The sequence below is a fragment of the Stenotrophomonas sp. MH181796 genome (assembly GCF_009659995.1).
GTDB lineage: Bacteria > Pseudomonadota > Gammaproteobacteria > Xanthomonadales > Xanthomonadaceae > Stenotrophomonas > Stenotrophomonas riyadhensis.
The window spans coordinates 323,420-341,864 of the sequence record NZ_RAHU01000001.1 but is presented as its reverse complement, the minus strand read 5'-3'; the positions used below and the strand labels follow the sequence as shown (position 1 = coordinate 341,864).

Sequence of the window (18,445 nt, the reverse complement as noted above, 5' to 3'; positions counted from 1 at the left end):
CTGGTTAATGAAATGATAACCGTTCGCGTTTGTTGCGATCCAGTACCCCCGGTGACAAAGCGACAACCTGCCGCACCGTCACGGCACGCCTGCTGTTTGCTGAATGGGGATAAATGCGGGCGTAGACCTTCGCACGCGGCTTACATCCGGCGCCCTAGACTGAGCCGCATTTTCGATTCCGCCCCGTTGGAGATCGTGTGGGTTCCGGTAGTGACAGACATCGACTGTGCGGCCAAGCGCCGGCACAGCCAGGACAAGTGCGGGCGCCGGGAAGGCGCGCCGGGAACCTTCGTGCATGCAGCCCGGCCGGGACGGCCGGCCATGCCGACCGTGGGGAGTAAGCGGTGATGGGGGGTCAAACCATCCACGCGGAAGCGGATGCACCCCGGCTCGACGCCGGCTGGGCGCTGCTGCCGGCCGAGTCGCCGCTGCAGATGCCCGAGCAGACCCTGCGCGAAGGCGAGCTCAAGGTCCGCCGCCACCGCACCTCGCCGCGCCTGATCGGCCTGCGCCGGCTGTATATCTTCGGTGGCACCCTGGGCATGACCGCCATCGCCACCCGCATGATGTGGCGAGTGCTGTCGGCCAATGGCATCAGCGTGCTCGAAGCGTGCCTGCTGGTGCTGTTCGTCGGCCTGTTCGCCTGGATCGCACTGTCCTTCGCCAGTGCCCTGGCCGGCTTCCTGACCGCCGTGTTCGATCGTGGCTACCGCCTCGGCATCGATCCGGACAAACCGCTGCCGACCGTGCACAGCCGCACCGCGCTGCTGATGCCGACCTACAACGAAGACCCGCGGCGCCTGCTGGCGGGCCTGCAGGCCATCTACGAATCAGTGGCCGCCACCGGCCAGCTGGAGCGCTTCGACTTCTTCGTGCTCAGCGACACCCGCCGCGAGGACATCGCACGCGCCGAGGAACAGGTGTTCGCCGAGCTGCGCGAGCGTGTGCCGGATGGCCGAACGCGCCTGTTCTACCGTCGCCGCGGCGACAACAGCGGACGCAAGGCAGGCAACATCGCCGACTGGGTCCGCCGCTTCGGCGGTGCCTACCCGCAGATGCTGATCCTCGATGCCGACAGCCTGATGACCGGCGACAGCATCGTACGCCTGGTGGCTGGCATGGAGCACAACGCCGACGTCGGTCTGATCCAGACCCTGCCGTCGGTGATCGGCGGCCGCACCCTGTTCGCCCGCATGCAGCAGTTCGGTGGCCGCGTGTACGGCCCGGTGATCGCGCGCGGCGTGGCCTGGTGGCATGGTGCCGAGAGCAATTACTGGGGCCACAACGCGATCATCCGCACCCGCGCTTTCGCCGACCACGCCGGCCTGCCGGCGCTGCCGGGACGCAAGCCCTTCGGCGGCCACGTGCTCAGCCATGATTTCGTTGAGGCAGCGCTGATGCGCCGTGGTGGCTGGGCTGCGCACATGGTGCCGTACCTGGGCGGCAGCTACGAGGAAGGCCCGCCGACCCTTACCGACCTGCTGGTGCGCGACCGCCGCTGGTGCCAGGGCAACCTGCAGCACGGCAAGGTGGTCGGCAGCCGCGGGCTGCACTGGATCAGCCGCACGCACATGCTGATCGGCATCGGCCACTATTTCACCGCGCCGATGTGGGCGATGCTGATGCTGATCGGCATCGCCATCCCGCTGTTCCAGGAGGGCATCGATTTCAACGCCCTGCTGCACCTGTCGCCCAGCGTGTACTGGCGCGCCCAGGACGAAGAGCAGGTGGTGCGCCTGTTCGCGGCCACCATGGCGGTGCTGCTGTTGCCCAAGGTGCTGGGCTACCTGGCGATGCTGCTGGACCCGGTCGACCGCCGTGGCTGTGGCGGTGCGATCCGCGCCTTCGTGTCGATGCTGGTGGAAACGGTGCTGGCCGCACTGATGGCGCCGGTGGTGATGTACGTGCAGTCGCGCGGCGTCGCCGAGGTGCTGTCCGGGCGCGACTCGGGCTGGGACGCGCAGCAGCGTGACGATGGCGGCATCTCGTGGCTGGCGCTGATCCGCGGCTATGGCGGCCTGGGTGTCTTCGGTGCCTTCATGGGCGTGCTGGCCTGGGCGGTTTCGCCGTCGCTGGCCGCGTGGATGGCACCGGTGGTGATCGGCATGGTGCTGGCGGTGCCGGTGGTGGCGCTGACCTCTTCACGCGGCCCGGGTGCCTTCCTGCATCGCCTTGGCCTGCTCGATATTCCCGAAGAGAACATTCCGCCACCGGTGCTTGTGCGTGCGGCACAACTGCGCCGGGAAGCGGCCGAGCAGCCGCCGCTGTACTGATCCCCCTGCGCCAGCGGCATAATGCGGCTCGAACTTGAAGGAGCCGCATCATGCTGCAAACGGTGGAACAGGAAACCGGCGCCTCGCCGCAATGGTCGGTGATCTGGCTGCACGGCCTCGGGGCCGATGGCCATGACTTCGCGCCGATCGTGCCGGAACTGGTGCGCCCGCACTGGCCGGCCCTGCGCTTCGTGTTCCCGCATGCGCCGGTGCGGCCGATCACGATCAACAACGGTGTGCCGATGCGCGGCTGGTACGACATCGTCGGCATGGATTTCCGTTCGCGCGCCGACATGGTGGGCGTGCAGGAATCGGTGGTGCAGCTGGACGCGCTGATCGCGCGCGAGATCGAGCGCGGCATCGCGCCCGGGAAGATCTTCCTGGCAGGCTTTTCGCAGGGGGGCGCGATCATTCTTACCGCCGCGCTGTCGCGCACCGCGCCGCTGGCCGGCCTGATCGCGCTGTCCACCTACCTGCCCGAAGCTGAAAGCGCCAAGCGCATTGAGGGGGCCGTGCAGGTGCCGGTGTTCATGGCCCATGGCAGCAGCGATCCGGTGATTCCGCAGGCGGTGGCCGTACACAGCGCACAGGCTCTGCAGGCGCTGGGCCTGGAAGTGGAATGGCACAGCTACCCGATGGCCCACCAGGTTTGCGCCGAAGAGATCCAGGCGCTGGGTGACTGGTTGCAGGAACGGCTGGGCGCTGCCTGAGCCATGGCCCCGGCCAGCACACCGCCGTGGATGCCGGAACTGTGCCGCCTGCCGCGGCTGGCGGCGATGCTCGGCCTGGCCGAGCTGGTGGTGGTGGTGCTGGCGCTTGCGCCCGACGGTAGCCGTCACTGGACCTTCGGCGAACTGCTGTCGGCCAGTGGCTTCGCGTTGTGGCTGGCGCTGGCGGTGACCGCCAGCCTGTGCCTGCTGCGGCAGGTGCTGTCGAGGCTGCCGCAGCTGCTGGGGGCCGTCGCGGCGATCACGCTGGCGACCCTGATCGCGGTGATCTGCGCCGGCATCGTGCATGCGCTGTACGCGGTGCTGGGGGACAACTTTGCCCGGGGAATCAGCTTCTGGCGCTTTACCCTGGGCAGCGCGGCCACCACTGCGCTGATCACCGCGCTGGCCCTGCGCTATTTCTACGTGAGTGACCGCTGGGCCGCACAGGTGCAGGCCAATGCCCGGGCGCAGGCAGACGCCCTGCAGGCGCGGATCCGCCCGCATTTCCTGTTCAACAGCATGAACCTGATCGCCAGCCTGCTGCATCGCGACCCGGCGGTGGCCGAACGTGCGGTGCTCGATCTGTCCGATCTGTTCCGTGCAGCCCTTGGGGCAGGCGAGGGTGATTCCACCCTGCGTGACGAATGCGAGCTGGCCGAGCGCTATCTGTCGATCGAATCCCTGCGCCTTGGAGAACGCCTGCAGGTGCGCTGGCAACGCGATGAACCGCTGCCGTGGGACCTGCCATTGCCGAGGCTGGTACTGCAGCCACTGGTGGAAAACGCGGTGCTGCACGGCATCTCGCGCTTGCCCGAAGGCGGCACCATCGAGCTGCAGGTGCTGCGTGCGGGCAACGAGCTGCAGATCCGCGTGCGCAATCCCGCGCCCGATCCACAGGCCCCGGGATTGGCGCTGGCACGTGGTGCCGGCCATGCCCAGCACAGCATCGGCCATCGGCTGGCCTGGCGCTTCGGCAGCGCCGCGCGGATGACGGCTGGCTGGAGCGAGGGCTACTATGCCTGCCAGGTGACAGTGCCGATCCAGTGAGGGGATGATCGTGAGGGTAGTCATCGCTGATGACGAACCGCTGGCACGTGAGCGCCTGCGCAGCCTGCTGGCCGCGCAGGACGGCGTGGATGTGGTGGCCGAGGCCGGCAACGGCGAGCAGGCCCTGCACGCGTGCGCGGAGCTGCAACCGGACCTGGTCCTGTTGGATATCGCGATGCCCGGGCTGGACGGCCTGGAAGCCGCCCGCCATCTGGCCAGCTTCGAGCCGCGGCCGGCCGTGGTGTTCTGCACCGCCTACGATGCGCATGCGCTGTCGGCGTTCGAGGCCGCAGCGATCGATTACCTGATGAAGCCGGTACGCGCAGAGCGGCTGGCGGCGGCGATCGCACGCGCGCGCACGTTCCTGGCCGGCCGCGACGGCCAGCCGCAGGAACACAGCGGGCAGCAGGCACGCAGCGTGCTGTGCGCACGCCTGCGCGGCAGCCTGCGGTTGATTCCGCTGGACGATATCCACTACCTGCAGGCCGAGGAAAAGTACGTGGTGGTGCACCACGCACGCGGCGAGGACCTGATCGAGGAATCATTGAAGTCGCTGGAGGAAGAGTTCGCCAGCCGTTTCATCCGCATCCATCGCAACTGCCTGGTGGCGCGTCACGAGCTGGTGGAACTGCGCCGCGGCTCGGGCGGGCAGGTGCAGGCGGTGCTGCGGCATGGCAAGCAGCCGCTGGAAGTCAGCCGCCGCTGCGTGGCGACGCTGAAGCAGGAACTGCGGCATCTGTGAGTGTTCCGCGCGGCCTGCGGCCGCGACTGCTTACGAGCAACGTCCGAAGCAACAGCAACAGCAAATTGTCGGCTCTGTGTTGTTGCGTGTTGGGTGAGGCGGGATGGGCGGGCGGGACACGCCGTAAACCCATCCATGGGGGCTCGATGGCGCCATCCATGGCGCCAACGGTCCCGCTCGCCCATCCCGCCTCACCCTCACGAACTTCCCGGTGACGGACGGCAAGAGCATTGGTGTTATCGGCTGGGAAAGAGGGGTCAGATCCCTTTTCCTGCGGAAAAGGGATCTGACCCCAGAAGCCGTCGGCTGTTGCTTTTGCTTCTGCTTTTTTTTTCTTTTGATCTTCCGTGGCTGACGCGCACGGAAACTGTCAGAGGCCGGGGCGGTGGGGGCAGGCGGGGTGTCCGCGGCATGGATGCCGCGGCCAAGCCCCCAAGGACGGGTTTACGGCGCCCCCGCATGACCCCACCGCCCCGGCCAAGCGCCATAGATTCAGCCGATGCAGCAGCCACGAGGGGCTCCGCCGTTGGCCGTATCCGCGCCGAAGGCGCGATAATGACCGGATGGAAACCGTCCGCATCGCCACCCGCAAGAGCCCGCTCGCCCTCTGGCAGAGCGAACACGTCGCCGACCGCCTGCGCCAGGCCCATCCCGGCCTGCATGTGGAACTGGTGCCGATGAGCACCCGCGGCGACGAGGTGCTGGACCGCTCGCTGGCCGCCATCGGTGGCAAGGGCCTGTTCCTGAAGGAGCTGGAGTTGGCCATGCTGCGTGGCGAGGCCGACTGCGCCGTGCACTCGCTGAAGGATGTGCCGATGGAGCTGGACGCACCGTTCGCGTTGCCGGCAATGCTGACCCGCCACGATCCGGCCGATGGTTTCGTCTCCAACCTGTACGCCTCGCTGGACGCGCTGCCGATCGGTGCGCGGGTCGGTACCTCGTCGCTGCGCCGCCAGGCCCAGCTGCGCGCGCTGCGCCCGGACCTGGAACTGCTGGACCTGCGCGGCAACGTCAACACCCGCTTGGCCAAACTCGACAACGGTGGCTACGACGCCATCGTGCTGGCCGTGGCCGGCCTGGAGCGTCTGGGCCTGGGCGAGCGCATCGTCGCGCGCCTGCAACCACCGCAGTGGCTGCCGGCTCCGGCGCAGGGCGCGGTGGCGGTGGAGTGCGATGGTGGCAACGCGCGCTTGATGGCGCTGTTCGCCGGCCTGGATGACGCGGAAACCCGTGCCTGCGTGGAAGCCGAGCGGGCGATGAACCGTGCGTTGCATGGCAGCTGCCACGTGCCGGTGGCGGCGATCGCGCAGTGGCAGGGCACCGACCTGCACCTGCAGGGCCTGGTCGGTAGTGCCAGTGATGGTCGTGCGGTGCGTGCCGAGGCCGTAGGGCCGGCCAGCGACCCGGAAGCACTGGGCCAGCGCGTGGCGACGATGCTGCTGGATGCCGGTGCCGGCGAACTGCTGAACGTCTGAGCATTGCAGGTAGTGCCGGCCGCTGGCCGGCAACCTCGCGCCCCCGGTTGAATGCAGTTGCCGGCCAGCGGCCGGCACTACCGAAAGAAGAACGGGCGCCTTTGGCGCCCGTTTCTTACTTGAACTTGTAGACCACGTTCATCGTGGTCAGCGTATCGGTCTTGCGCTTGTCCTCGGCCACGTCACTGTTGTAGCGCGCCTGCCAGCCGGCTTTCAGCGCCAGGTGTTCGTTCATGCTCACCGAAACGCCGAAGTCGTTCTGGCCGAAGGTATTGTACGAACCGGATTCGACCAGCAGCGTGTTGACCAGGTCGGTGTTGTCGGTCAGCGAGTACTTCATGTCGAACAGGCCGCGGCCGATCATGCCGGTACGGGTGCGGTCGTCCTCGGTGCTGTGGGTACGACGCACACCGGGGCCGATCTGCGCGTCGAACGAGAAGCGCTCGGTGTTCCACAGGCGGGTGCCGTAACCCAGACCGAACGAACTCTGGCGGTCGTAGGTGGCGAAGTCATCGCGTTCGGTACGTACCGTCGCGGTCAGCTGGCGGTGCTCGCCCAGCTGCAGCGCGCTGCCGGCACTGCCGGTGTAGCGGTTGGCGGTGGTGTTGTTGCGGCGGGTGGTGGTGCCGTCGTCGTTGGTCTCGGTCACCTTGGAGCTGGAGCGCAGGCCGAACAGGTCCATGCTGTGCACCCAGTCGCCGTCGGTGTAACGCAGGCGGAGGCGGCCGTTGAAGCTCTCGGTGCTGCTGTTGCCACGTGCCGAGGCGAAACCGAGCTCGCCGCCACTGCCGCTCCACGGCGAGGACATCGCCGCCAGCTCGGAGGCATCCTGCGCATACGCGAGAGGCGCGCACAGCAGCAGGGGGATCAGCAGGGACACGCGCAGGGACATCGGGGCTTCTCCGAAGCGATTGACAGCCGGTGATGATACTGGAAGCGTGATGGCGGTCCGAATCGATCCAATGCGCGCTTCAGCGAACGTTGCCACGATTGCCTATTCAGGGCAGATCGACGCGCAATGCCGGGTCGTTGAAGCGCGAATAGCGCAGGCGCAGCTGGAAACTGCGGCCATTGCTGCTGCCGCTGCGCACGATCTGGCGCGGCAGGCCCTGCGCATCCACCCAGTATTCCAGGCGTTCGCCGGGCTGGGCGCCGCGCAGCCGATAGTGACGGGTTTCGACTCCATCCAGCGACTGGCTGCCCAGATCCTCGGCCTGCAGGTCGGCGGGCAGGGCGTCGGCCGGCAACGGGTTGCGCCACTGCTCGAGCAGGCCCGGCGGGGTTGGCACCTGGCGGACCGCACCGTCGGCCTGCAGGAACATGGTGTCACCGATGATGGTCTGCGGCCCGGCCGGTGTCTGCACCCGGAAACGATCGGGGGCGACGAAGTCCATGGCGCTGCGCACCGGCTGTGGCGCGCCCAGCACCTCCAGCTCGGCGTGGAAGCTGCGCAGGGCTGCGAAGCGCTGGCTGGCGCCCAGGACCGCCTGCGCCGGGTCCGCGGCCGGTACCGGGGCTTCGGTACTGGCCGGTGCCGGTGTGCGATCGCAGGCGGCCAGCAGCAGGCAGGCCAGCAGGGACAGGGCAGGCAACCGGCGCATCGGGTGTTCCAGAGGGGTGGGGGCGAACACGATAGCCCAAACGTCCCACACAAGACCCGCGACTCGGACATAATCGGGGGTATGGACCGATACGAACGCATCACCGCCCTGCATCGTCTGCTCAAGTCCGCGCGCTATCCGGTGACGGTGGCGACCCTGCAGGACAAGCTCGGTTGTTCCCGCGCCACCGTCTACCGCGACCTGGCCTTCCTGCGCGATGCGCTGATGGCACCGATCGAGGGCGACGGCGAGGCGGGCTTCCGCTACCAGGCTGACGAGAGCGACCGCTTCGAGCTGCCCGGCCTGTGGCTGAGTTCGGAGGAACTGCATGCCCTGCTGGCCTCGCAGCACCTGCTGGCGCGGACCGGCGGCGGCGTGCTGTCGTCGGTGCTGGCACCGCTGCAGCAGCGCATCGAGAGCCTGCTGGCGGCCCAGGCCGGCGTCTCCAGCTGGCCGGTCGACCGCGTGCGGGTGATTCCGCACCGTGGCCGCAAGTTCGACGAAGGCAGCTTCCGCAGCGTCGCCTCCGCCGTGCTTGAGCGCCGCCAGCTGGCGTTCGAGTACCGTGCGCGTTCCACCGATGAGCCGACCCGGCGCACGGTCTCGCCGCAGCGCCTGACCCACTACCGCGACAACTGGTACCTGGATGCCTGGGACCATGACCGCGAGGCCCTGCGCAGCTTTGCCGTGGATCGCATCCACAAGGCGCGGGTGATCGACAGTACCGCCCGTGACGTGGCCGACAGCGAGCTGGACGAGCAGCTGGGCGCCAGCTACGGCATCTTCTCCGGTGCGCCGAAGGGCTGGGCGACCATCCTGTTCAGCGCCAAGGCCGCGCGCTGGGTGGCCGACGAGCACTGGCATTCCAAGCAGCAGGGCCGCTTCCTGGCCGATGGCCGCTATGAACTGAAGGTGCCGTACAGCGTCTCGCGCGAGCTGCTGATGGACGTGCTGCACTACGGCTCGGATGCCGAGATCGTCGAGCCGGTGATGCTGCGTGAGCAGGCCAAGGCGCTGCTCGAGCTCGCCCTGAGCAACTACGACAACTCCTGACACTCCCCCCGAGAACCCTTCCGCCCATGAAAAAGACCCTGTTGCTGCCCCTGCTCGCCGCTGCGCTGGCCCTGACCGCCTGCGGCAAGTCCGGCGAGCCCTCGCAGAAGCTGGTGGTGGCCGCCACGGCCGTGCCGCATGCCGAGATCCTCGAGGTGGTCAAGCCGATCCTCAAGCAGGAAGGCGTGGACCTGGACGTGCGCGTGTTCAACGACTACGTGCAGCCCAACGACCAGCTGGTGCAGAAGCAGGTGGACGCCAACTACTTCCAGACCGAGCCGTACCTGGATGCCTACAACCGCGACCGCAAGACCGATCTGGTGAAGGTGATCGGCGTGCACATCGAGCCGTTCGGTGCGTACTCGCGCAAGATCAAGTCGCTGGCCGAACTGCGCGAAGGCGCCGACGTGGTGATCCCGAACGACCCGAGCAACAACAGCCGCGCGCTGATCCTGCTGCACAAGGCCGGTGTGATCGAGTTGAAGGATCCGACCAACGCGCTGTCGACCCAGCGCGACATCACTGCCAACCCGAAGAACCTGAAGTTCCGCGAGCTGGACTCGGCGATGCTGCCGCGCGTGCTGGACCAGGTCGACCTGGCCCTGATCAACACCAACTATGCGCTGGACGCTGGCCTCAACCCGACCAAGGACGCACTGGCGATCGAAAGCAAGGATTCGCCGTACGTGAACTTCCTGGTCGCGCGCCCGGACAACAAGGACGACGCCCGCGTGCAGAAGCTGGCCAAGGCCCTGACCAGCCCGCAGGTGAAGGCCTTCATCGAGACCAAGTACAAGGGCGCGGTGCTGCCGGCGTTCTGACCGGCGCTACGGACGCTCTGGCCATGCGGTAGTGCCGGCCGCTGGCCGGCGATCTGCAGACGCCGCCAAGGATCATGGGGTTGCCGGCCAGCGGCCGGCACTACCGTCAGTCGACGTGGAAGGCGAGGGTGGCCGCCACGGCCTGTTGCCATCCCGCATACAGCTTCTCGCGCCGCGCCACCTCCATCTGTGGCTCGAAGCGCCGGTCCAGGCCCCATTGCGCGGCGATCTGTTCGCGGCTGGTCCAGAACCCCACCGCCAGGCCGGCCAGGTAGGCCGCGCCCAGTGCGGTGGTCTCGGTCAGCCGCGGCCGCAGCAGCGGCACGCCGAGGATGTCGGCCTGGAACCCGGCCAGGAAGTCGTTGCCGATCGCACCGCCATCGGCGCGCAGCTCGGTCAGCGCGATACCAGCATCGGACTGCATCGCATCAAGCACGTCGCGGGTCTGGTAGGCCATCGCCTCCAGCGCGGCACGCACGAAGTGCGCCTTGCGGGTGCCACGGGTCAGGCCGAACATTGCGCCGCGCACATCACTGCGCCAATAGGGCGCACCGAGGCCGACAAATGCTGGTACCAGGTAAGCACCGCCACTGTCGGGCACCTGCGCGGCCAGCGCCTGGCTGTCGCTGGCGCGTTCGATCATGCGCAGACCGTCGCGCAGCCACTGCACCACCGAGCCGGCGATGAAGATCGAGCCTTCCAGCGCATATTCCACGCGCCCGTCCAGGCCCCAGGCGATGGTGGTCAGCAGGCCATTGCGCGAACGCACCGCCTGCGTACCGGTGTGCATCAGCATGAAACAGCCGGTGCCATAGGTGTTCTTGACCATGCCCGGCTGGAAGCAGGCCTGGCCGAACAGCGCCGCCTGCTGGTCACCGGCGATGCCGGCGATCGGAATCGGGTGATCGAAGAAGAACTGCGGCCGGGTATGCGCGTACACCGCGCTGGAATCGCGCACCTGCGGCAGCATCGCGCGCGGGATGTCCAGCAGCGCCAGCAGGTCGTCATCCCAGTCCAGCGTGTGGATGTTGAACAGCAGCGTGCGCGCCGCGTTGCTGTAGTCGGTCACGTGCGCCTGGCCGCCGCTGAGGTTCCAGACCAGCCAGCTGTCGATGGTGCCGAACAGCAGCTCGCCACGTTCGGCGCGCTGCTGCGCGCCCTCCACGTGGTCGAGGATCCAGCGCACCTTGGTGGCGGAGAAATAGGCGTCGATCAGCAGGCCGGTGCGCTCGCGGATCAGCGCCTCATGCCCTTCGGACTTCAGCCGCTCGCAGATGGCGTGGCTCTGCCGCGACTGCCAGACGATGGCGTTGTGGATCGGCTGGCCGGTGGCACGGTCCCAGACCACGGTGGTTTCACGCTGGTTGGTGATGCCCAGTGCCGCAATATGGCGCGGGTCGATCTGCCCGCGGCTGAGCAGTTCGGTCAGCGTGGCATAGACGCTGGTGAGAATTTCGCGCGGGTCATGCTCGACCCAGCCGGGGTGCGGGAAGATCTGCGCGAATTCGCGCTGCGCGCTGCCGACGATGTCGCCGGCACGGTCAAACAGGATCGCGCGCGAACTGGTGGTGCCCTGGTCGATGGCCAGCACGTAGCGGGGCGTCATGCAGCGTCTCCGGTAGCGATGGGGAAATCCTAATGCATCGGTCGCGTCGCGCGCGGCCGCCCTGGTAGCTGCCAACCTTGGTTGGCACACGTGGAAACACCGGGGTCAGAGCCCTTTCCGCGGGAAAGGGATCCGCCCCCGCATCCACGCCTGCAGCCGCGCCACCTGCGCAGCATCCAGCCGCAACCCCAGCTTGCTCCGCCGCCACAGCACGTCCTCGGCGTCCCAGGCCCATTCGTGGTCGCGCAGGAAAGCCACTTCACGCGCATGCAGGCCGCCGCCGAAGTCCTCTCCAAGATCGTCCATGCCCCGCACACCCTGCAGAAGGGCGGCGCTGCGGCTGCCGTAGGCTTCGGCCCAACGCCGTGCGATCTCCACGGGCAACCACGGTGCCAGCGCCTGCAGACGGGAGCGCGCCTGCGCGGCGTCGCCCCAGTCGCTGCCCGGCAGCGGGTCTCCGCCTGCGGTCCAGGCCGGCCCCATCTGTGGCAGGGCAGGGCGCAGCAGGTCCAGCGCTTCCTCGGCCAGCACGCGGTAGGTGGTCAGCTTGCCGCCCAGCACATGCAGCGCCGGCGCCGGATCGGACTGCAGCTGCAGGCGGTAGTCGCGGCTCAGCTTCGCCGCACGTGGGTCCGGGTCGGCCAGTAGGGGACGTACACCGGCGAACTGCCAGACCACGTCCTGCGGAGTGATCGGTTCGCGCAGATAGCGGTTGGCGGATGCGCACAGGTAGCTCACCTCGGAAGGCAGTACGCTGCAGCGCGCCGGGTCACCGCGGTAGTCGGTGTCGGTGGTGCCGACCAGCAGGTGATCGTGGGCGAACGGGAGCAGGAACACCACGCGGCCATCGGGCTGCTGCAGCAGGCAGGCACTGTCATCGGGCCAGGAACGGCGCAGCACGATGTGGCTGCCCTGCACCAGCCGCAGCGCGGGGCCGCCGCTGCGTGCCTCCATCTGCTCCAGCAGACCGCCGGCCCATGGGCCCGCCGCATTGGCGATGGCGCGCGCGGTCACATGCCGCTGGCCATCGGAGGATTCCAGCACGGCCTGCCAACGGCCCTGCACAGGGCGCAGTTCGATGCAGCGGCTGCGCACGTGGACCTGCGCGCCGCGCTGCGCGGCGTCCAATGCGTTGAGCACTACCAGGCGCGCATCATCGACCTGCGCATCGGCGTAGCTGAAGGCCTGCCGCAGATCCGGGGAGAGCCAGAGGCCAAGCGGATCCCGCTGCAGATCCAGCGCGCGAGATGCTGGAAAAGCAGGGCTGCGCCGGCCGAGGTGGTCGTACAACCACAGTCCCACGCGCAGCATCCAGCGTGGGCGCAGGTGGGGTTCCCACGGCAGCACGAAACGCAGCGGGCGGACCAGATAGGGCGCCTGCCGGCGTACCACCTCGCGTTCGCCCAAGGCCTTGCGTACCAGGCCGAACTCGCCCTGTTCCAGGTAGCGCAGGCCGCCATGGATCAGTTTGCTGCTGGCACTGGAGGTGTGCGCGGCCAGGTCGTGCTGTTCGCACAGCAGCACGCGCAGGCCGCGGCCGCTGGCGTCACGGGCGATGCCGGTGCCATTGATGCCGCCACCGATCACCAGCAGGTCGACGTCGTCCATCGTGCCTCCGCCTCCTGTGTCTGTGTAGAGCCGACTGTCAGTCGACTGCTTTTTCGATAGCCGAGCATGGGCGCGGCTCTACAAGAGCAGTCGACTGACAGTCGACTCTACAGACAGCAGGTGACGGAAACGACGACGGGCCCCGAAGGGCCCGTCGCGTTGCATCAGTGAAGCGGTGCTGCCTGGATCAGAAGCGGGCGCCGATGCCGAAGCCGACGGTCCACGGATCCATCTTGGCTTCGCCGATCTTCTCGCCGCCAACCTTGATGTCCGGGCGGGCGCGCATGTAGCGGGCGTCAGCACGGGCGAACCAGGTGGAGTTGATGTTCATGTCGACGCCGACGGTGCCGATCACGCCCTTGGCATCCTTGAAGCGGATGTCGGTGTCAGCGCCGTTGCCCAGCTTCTCGTTGCTGAAGCTCGACTGGTAGTAGCCCACGCCCACGAACGGACGGAACACGTTGTCAGCCTGGCCGAAGTGGTACTGGCCGCTCAGCGCGACCGGCTGCTGCTCGACCGAGCCCAGGCGGGCGTTGTTCGGGCCCTTGAACTTGTTGTCGAACTTGTCGGCGGCGCCCCACAGTTCAACGGCCCAGTTGTCGTTGATGTAGTAGCTGAAACTGACGGTCGGCGCCGGGCCGCCATCGGTCTTCTTCACGCCGGTGATCGGGTCGTTCTTCGGCTGCAGCAGCGAGATGCCGCCAACAACGGCAAAATGCTTGCCCGAAGCGGTGTCGGTGCTACTGCTGTCCTGGGCGAAAGCGGCCGGTGCGAAGGCGGCGGAGGTCAGCAGGGCGAGACTCAGGATACGGATGGAGCGCATGGGGGTATCTCCTAATGTTTCTTGTTTTGGGCCCCCGGTTGCGGGGCGAGCACACCGTAGTCGCCCCAACATGAATCGAATCCGACGCACGTTAAAAAATAGTTTTCCTTGTTCAGCGATCAGCTCGAAAAGCCTGTATTCATGGGGTTTCCGGCCATCAGTGGCATTCATTCAGTTGGAGAAGATGTGAGCGCGGCGACGATGTGCATCGGCCTGCAAGCGCAGGTGAACGTGGATTGCAGGGTGCTGCTGCTGGGCTCGATGCCGGGCGTGGCGTCGCTGCAGGAGCAGCGCTACTACGCCCATCCGCGCAACCGCTTCTGGCCGCTGATGGCGGATATCTGCGGTTTCGATGCGGATCTGGCCTATGCACAGCGGCTGCAGGCGTTGAACGCCGCAGGTATCGGTCTGTGGGATGTGATCGGTCAGTGCGAGCGGCGTGGCAGCCTGGATGCGGACATCGTGCGTGGCACGGAAGTGACCAATGCGCTGCCCGAACTGATCGCCACCCTCCCTGAGCTGGAGCTGATCGGCTGCAATGGTGCTGCGTCACTGCAGGCGTTCCAGCGCTGGGTGCTGCCACGGCTGGAGGCCCCGCCCAGGCTGCTGGCACTGCCGTCCACCAGCCCGGCCAATGCGGCGTGGTCGCTGCCGCGCCTGCGCCAGGCCTGGCAGCCGGTGGCCGACGCACTGGCGACATCAAGCGGACATCGTCCGGACAATACGCTACCGACTGGTCATGGCCGCAACCCATGAGCAACAGCGTGTCCCGGCTGCGTGCGTACTGAAAACACCTGTAACGGTTGGCGCTGGACCCCGCTGGCCGCACAATAGACGTTTCCCTACACCAGATTGCCGGAGTTATCCCCATGGCCGAAATCAAGGAAGCACTTGTCCCCGATATCGGTGACTACAGCGATATCCCGGTAATCGAGGTGCTTGTCGCCGTCGGCGACACGGTCAAGAAGGACCAGGGCCTGGTGACGCTGGAAAGCGACAAGGCGACCATGGAAGTGCCGTCCTCGGTGGCGGGCGTGGTCAAGGAACTGAAGGTCAAGGTTGGCGACAGCCTGTCCGAAGGCAAGGTCGTGGCCCTGATCGAAGTGGCCGAAGGTGAAGCCGAAGCCGCCAAGCCGGCGGCTGCCGCCCCGGCACCGGCCAAGGCCGCTGCCCCGGCTGCCGCCACCCAGAGCGCGCCGGCCCCGGCCGCAGCTGCGCCGGCCGCTCCGGCTGCCAGCGGTGGTGCGGTTGAAGCGCTGGTGCCGGATATCGGCGACTATTCCGGCATTCCGGTCATCGAAGTGCTGGTCGCCGTCGGCGACACGGTCAAGAAGGACCAGGGCCTGGTCACGCTGGAAAGCGACAAGGCCACCATGGAAGTGCCGTCTTCAGTGGCCGGTGTGGTCAAGGAGATCAAGGTCAAGGTCGGCGACAATCTGTCGCAGGGCAACGTGGTCGCCATCATCGAGGCCGAGGGCGCTGCTGCACCGGCGCCGACCAAGGCAGCCGCTGCTGCCGCTCCGGCTGCCGCCGAGACCGCCACCAAGGTCGAGCCGGTCGCTGTGCCGGCGCAGCCGGACAAGCTGGCGGCCCGCGAGGTCGCCTCGGCCGGTACCCCGTCCAGCCCGCCGGTGCAGTTCAACGCCGATGGCGTGCTGCCGGCCAAGGTGCCGTACGCCACCCCGGCGGTGCGCGTGTTCGCCCGCGAGCTGGGTGTGGACCTGCTGCAGATCAGCGGCACCGAGAAGGGCGGCCGCATCACCAAGGGTGACGTGCAGAAGTTCGTCAAGGCCGCACTCAGCGGCGGCGTGCCGGCTGCCGGCGGTGCTGCTGTCGCTGCCGGTGGTGGCCTGAACCTGCTGCCGTGGCCGAAGGTCGATTTCAGCAAGTTCGGCGAGACCGAAGTCCAGCCGCTGTCGCGCATCAAGAAGATCTCGGGTGCGAACCTGGCCCGCAACTGGGCCATGATCCCGCACGTCACCCAGTTCGAACAGGCCGACATCACCGACCTGGAAGGCCTGCGCGTGGCGCTGAACAAGGAAAACGAGAAGGCCGGCATCAAGCTGACCATGCTCGCCTTCCTGATCAAGGCCAGCGCCGCGGCGCTGAAGAAGTTCCCGGAATTCAACGCCTCGCTCGATGCCAGCGGTGAAAACCTGACCCTGAAGAAGTACTTCCACATCGGCTTTGCCGCCGACACGCCGAACGGCCTGGTCGTGCCGGTCATCCGCGACGTGGACAAGAAGGGCGTGGTGCAGATCGCGCAGGAAACCGGCGAACTGGCCAAGAAGGCGCGCGACGGCAAGCTGGGCCCGGCCGACATGAGTGGCGGCTGCTTCTCGATCAGCTCGCTGGGCGGCATCGGCGGCACCGCGTTCACCCCGATCGTCAATGCACCGGAAGTGGCCATCCTCGGCGTCTCCAAGTCGTCCATCCAGCCGGTCTGGAATGGCAAGGAGTTCGCACCGAAGCTGATGCTGCCGCTGTCGCTGAGCTACGACCACCGCGTCATCGATGGCGCCCTGGCCGCACGCTTCACCACGTACCTGTCGCAGGTACTGGCCGACATGCGCCGCGTGTTGCTGTAAGGCATCCGCTTCGCCCCCATCGTGCGGCCGCTGCCCCTGGCGCGGCCGCCTGTCGAAACGCAGTGACAGCCCGCCGGCCACGCCGGGCGGGCTTGAGGAAAACCCACCATGGCCACGATTGAAGTCAAGGTTCCCGACATCGGCGATTACAGCGATGTGCCGGTGATCGAAGTGTTGGTCGCCGTCGGCGACACGGTGAAGAAGGATCAGGGTCTGGTGACCCTGGAGTCGGACAAGGCCACCCTGGAAGTGCCGTCCTCGGCCGCCGGTGTGGTCAAGGAAATCAAGGTCAAGCTGGGCGACACCCTGTCCGAAGGCGCTGTGGTCGTGGTGCTGGACGCCGAAGGCGCCGCCGAAGCCCCGGCCAAGGCCGCCGCGCCGGCTCCGGCCGCCCCGGCCAGCAAGCCGCCGGTGACCCCGTCGCACCGCGCCCCGGCCGAACCGGCTGCGCCGAAGCCGGCGCTGTCCAGCGGCAAGCCGGCCGACATCGAATGCGAAATGGTCGTGCTGGGCTCGGGCCCGGGCGGCTATACCGCCGCCTTCCGCGCCGCCGACGTCGGCCTGGATACGGTGCTGGTCGAGCGTTACGCCAGCCTCGGTGGCGTCTGCCTCAACGTGGGCTGCATTCCGTCCAAGGCGCTGCTGCACGCCGCAGCGGTGATCGACGAAGTGGCCCATGCCGGTGATTTCGGCGTCGAGTTCGGCAAGCCGACCATCACCCTGGACAAGCTGCGCGAGTACAAGGAAAAGGTCGTCAACCAGCTGACCAAGGGCCTGGCCGGCATGGCCAAGCAGCGCAAGGTCCGCAGCGTGCAGGGCGTCGGCAAATTCGTTTCGGCCAACGAGCTGGAAATCACCGCCGCTGATGGCAGCACCCAGCTGCTGCGCTTCCAGAAGTGCATCATCGCCGCCGGTTCGCAGGCGGTGAAGCTGCCGAACTTCCCGTGGGACGACAAGCGCGTGATGGACTCCACCGACGCGCTGGAGCTGGCCGAAGTGCCGGGCTCGCTGCTGGTCGTCGGCGGCGGCATCATCGGCCTGGAAATGGCCACCGTGTACAGCGCGCTGGGCAGCAAGGTCACCGTGGTCGAGTTCATGGACCAGCTGATGCCGGGCGCCGACAAGGACCTGGTCAAGCCGCTGGCCGACCGCCTGAAGAAGCAGGGCATCGAAGTCCACCTGAAGACCAAGGCTTCGGGCGTCACCGCCGATGCCAAGGGCATCACCGTGACCTTCGACGCCGCCGAGGAAGGCCAGGCGCCTGCGCTGGCGCAGGGCACCTTCGACCGCGTGCTGGTGGCCGTGGGTCGTTCGCCGAACGGCAAGAAGATCGATGCCGAGAAGGCCGGCGTGCAGGTCACCGACCGTGGCTTCATCCCGGTCGATCGCCAGATGCGCACCAACGTGCCGCACATCTTTGCCATCGGCGACATCGTCGGTAACCCGATGCTGGCCCACAAGGCCACGCATGAGGGCAAGCTTGCCGCCGAAGTGGCTGCTGGCCACAAGAAGGAGTGGGTGGCCCGCGTGATTCCGTCGGTGGCCTATACCAACCCGGAAATCGCCTGGGTCGGTGTGACCGAGACCGAAGCCAAGGCCAAGGGCCTGAAGGTCGGCGTGGCCAAGTTCCCGTGGGCCGCCAGTGGCCGCGCGATCGGCATCGGCCGCACCGAGGGCTTCACCAAGCTGATCTTCGACGAAGAGACCCACCGCATCATCGGTGGTGCGATCGTCGGTGTGCATGCCGGTGACCTGCTGGCCGAGATCGGCCTGGCCATCGAGATGGGTGCGGAGGCGGAAGACATCGGCCACACCATCCATGCCCACCCGACGCTGAGCGAGTCGGTGGCGATGGCCTCGGAAATCTACGACGGCACGATCACCGATCTGTACATGCCGAAGAAGAAGTAGGGCGCCCGCGCCGTTCCGAACGAAAAGCCCCGGCCTCTGCCGGGGTTTTTTGTTGGCTGTGGGGACGCCTTCGGCAGCACATCGCGAGTGTCCGGGCCGCTGCGCGGGTGGCAGGCGTTTGGACAAATGTCCCCCGCCGTCCGCCTGCGGCGGTCGCCTCCTCCTTTACTTTGTCCAAACGCCTGCC

Annotated in this window: 15 protein-coding genes; 10 read left to right on the top strand and 5 right to left on the bottom strand. The window is 67.5% G+C overall.

All coding sequences use genetic code 11. The features are described 5' to 3' along the window. The first annotated feature begins 347 nt into the window (after positions 1 to 347). From mdoH to hemC, 5 genes are all read left to right on the top strand, one after another. Positions 348 to 2,273 carry a glucans biosynthesis glucosyltransferase MdoH gene (mdoH, locus tag D5301_RS01535; RefSeq protein WP_110713822.1) on the top strand — a complete coding sequence of 642 codons (1,926 nt, stop codon included), beginning with the start codon at positions 348 to 350 and terminating at the stop codon, positions 2,271 to 2,273. 50 nt (positions 2,274 to 2,323) lie between these two features. Further along, a complete protein-coding gene (locus tag D5301_RS01530; protein WP_153854582.1) occupies positions 2,324 to 2,983 on the top strand; it encodes an alpha/beta hydrolase in 660 nt (219 codons plus the stop codon). A 3-nt stretch (positions 2,984 to 2,986) separates the two neighbouring features. Further along, a complete protein-coding gene (locus D5301_RS01525) occupies positions 2,987 to 4,030 on the top strand; it encodes a sensor histidine kinase (RefSeq protein WP_194936598.1) in 1,044 nt (347 codons plus the stop codon). A 4-nt stretch (positions 4,031 to 4,034) separates the two neighbouring features. After that, positions 4,035 to 4,772 carry a LytTR family DNA-binding domain-containing protein gene (locus D5301_RS01520; protein WP_153854581.1) on the top strand — a complete coding sequence of 246 codons (738 nt, stop codon included), beginning with the start codon at positions 4,035 to 4,037 and terminating at the stop codon, positions 4,770 to 4,772. A gap of 563 nt (positions 4,773 to 5,335) precedes the next feature. Continuing rightward, positions 5,336 to 6,247 carry a hydroxymethylbilane synthase gene (gene hemC / locus D5301_RS01515; protein WP_153854580.1) on the top strand — a complete coding sequence of 304 codons (912 nt, stop codon included), beginning with the start codon at positions 5,336 to 5,338 and terminating at the stop codon, positions 6,245 to 6,247. 115 nt (positions 6,248 to 6,362) lie between these two features. On the opposite strand, the gene D5301_RS01510 is transcribed toward hemC, so the two are convergent. Together D5301_RS01510 and D5301_RS01505 are read right to left on the bottom strand one after the other, a co-directional pair. Next, a complete protein-coding gene (locus tag D5301_RS01510; RefSeq protein ID WP_049448000.1) occupies positions 6,363 to 7,139 on the bottom strand; it encodes a DUF481 domain-containing protein in 777 nt (258 codons plus the stop codon). Positions 7,140 to 7,245: 106 nt separating this feature from the next. Further along, positions 7,246 to 7,848: a hypothetical protein gene (locus tag D5301_RS01505; protein WP_110713818.1), complete on the bottom strand. Its 603-nt coding sequence runs from the start codon at positions 7,846 to 7,848 to the stop codon at positions 7,246 to 7,248. Between the two features lie 81 nt (positions 7,849 to 7,929). Here D5301_RS01505 and D5301_RS01500 point away from each other — a divergent pair, with 81 nt between their 5' ends. After that, positions 7,930 to 8,901 carry a YafY family protein gene (locus D5301_RS01500; RefSeq protein ID WP_126930096.1) on the top strand — a complete coding sequence of 324 codons (972 nt, stop codon included), beginning with the start codon at positions 7,930 to 7,932 and terminating at the stop codon, positions 8,899 to 8,901. A gap of 26 nt (positions 8,902 to 8,927) precedes the next feature. Further along, the gene (locus tag D5301_RS01495; protein ID WP_032129055.1) at positions 8,928 to 9,722 is read left to right on the top strand and encodes a MetQ/NlpA family ABC transporter substrate-binding protein; all 795 of its coding nucleotides are present in this window, start codon (positions 8,928 to 8,930) and stop codon (positions 9,720 to 9,722) included. 106 nt (positions 9,723 to 9,828) lie between these two features. Here the strand turns inward: D5301_RS01495 and glpK are convergent, their stop codons facing one another. The 3 genes from glpK to D5301_RS01480 form a co-directional block, all read right to left on the bottom strand. Then, complete coding sequence (glpK, locus tag D5301_RS01490; RefSeq protein WP_153854579.1) at positions 9,829 to 11,328, bottom strand: glycerol kinase GlpK; 1,500 nt, start codon at positions 11,326 to 11,328, stop codon at positions 9,829 to 9,831. Positions 11,329 to 11,433: 105 nt separating this feature from the next. Further along, a complete protein-coding gene (gene glpD / locus D5301_RS01485) occupies positions 11,434 to 12,936 on the bottom strand; it encodes a glycerol-3-phosphate dehydrogenase (protein ID WP_153854578.1) in 1,503 nt (500 codons plus the stop codon). A gap of 187 nt (positions 12,937 to 13,123) precedes the next feature. Beyond that, entirely contained in the window at positions 13,124 to 13,759 is a 636-nt protein-coding gene (locus D5301_RS01480; RefSeq protein WP_153854577.1) for an OmpW family outer membrane protein, read from the bottom strand. 186 nt (positions 13,760 to 13,945) lie between these two features. Here D5301_RS01480 and D5301_RS01475 point away from each other — a divergent pair, with 186 nt between their 5' ends. From D5301_RS01475 to lpdA, 3 genes are all read left to right on the top strand, one after another. Next, positions 13,946 to 14,515, top strand: a complete 570-nt coding sequence (locus tag D5301_RS01475; RefSeq protein WP_110714382.1) for a DNA-deoxyinosine glycosylase — start codon at positions 13,946 to 13,948, stop codon at positions 14,513 to 14,515. 113 nt (positions 14,516 to 14,628) lie between these two features. Further along, a complete protein-coding gene (aceF, locus tag D5301_RS01470; RefSeq protein WP_153854575.1) occupies positions 14,629 to 16,347 on the top strand; it encodes a dihydrolipoyllysine-residue acetyltransferase in 1,719 nt (572 codons plus the stop codon). A 108-nt stretch (positions 16,348 to 16,455) separates the two neighbouring features. Further along, entirely contained in the window at positions 16,456 to 18,258 is a 1,803-nt protein-coding gene (lpdA, locus tag D5301_RS01465) for a dihydrolipoyl dehydrogenase (RefSeq protein ID WP_153854574.1), read from the top strand. The last annotated feature ends 187 nt before the right edge of the window (positions 18,259 to 18,445 follow it).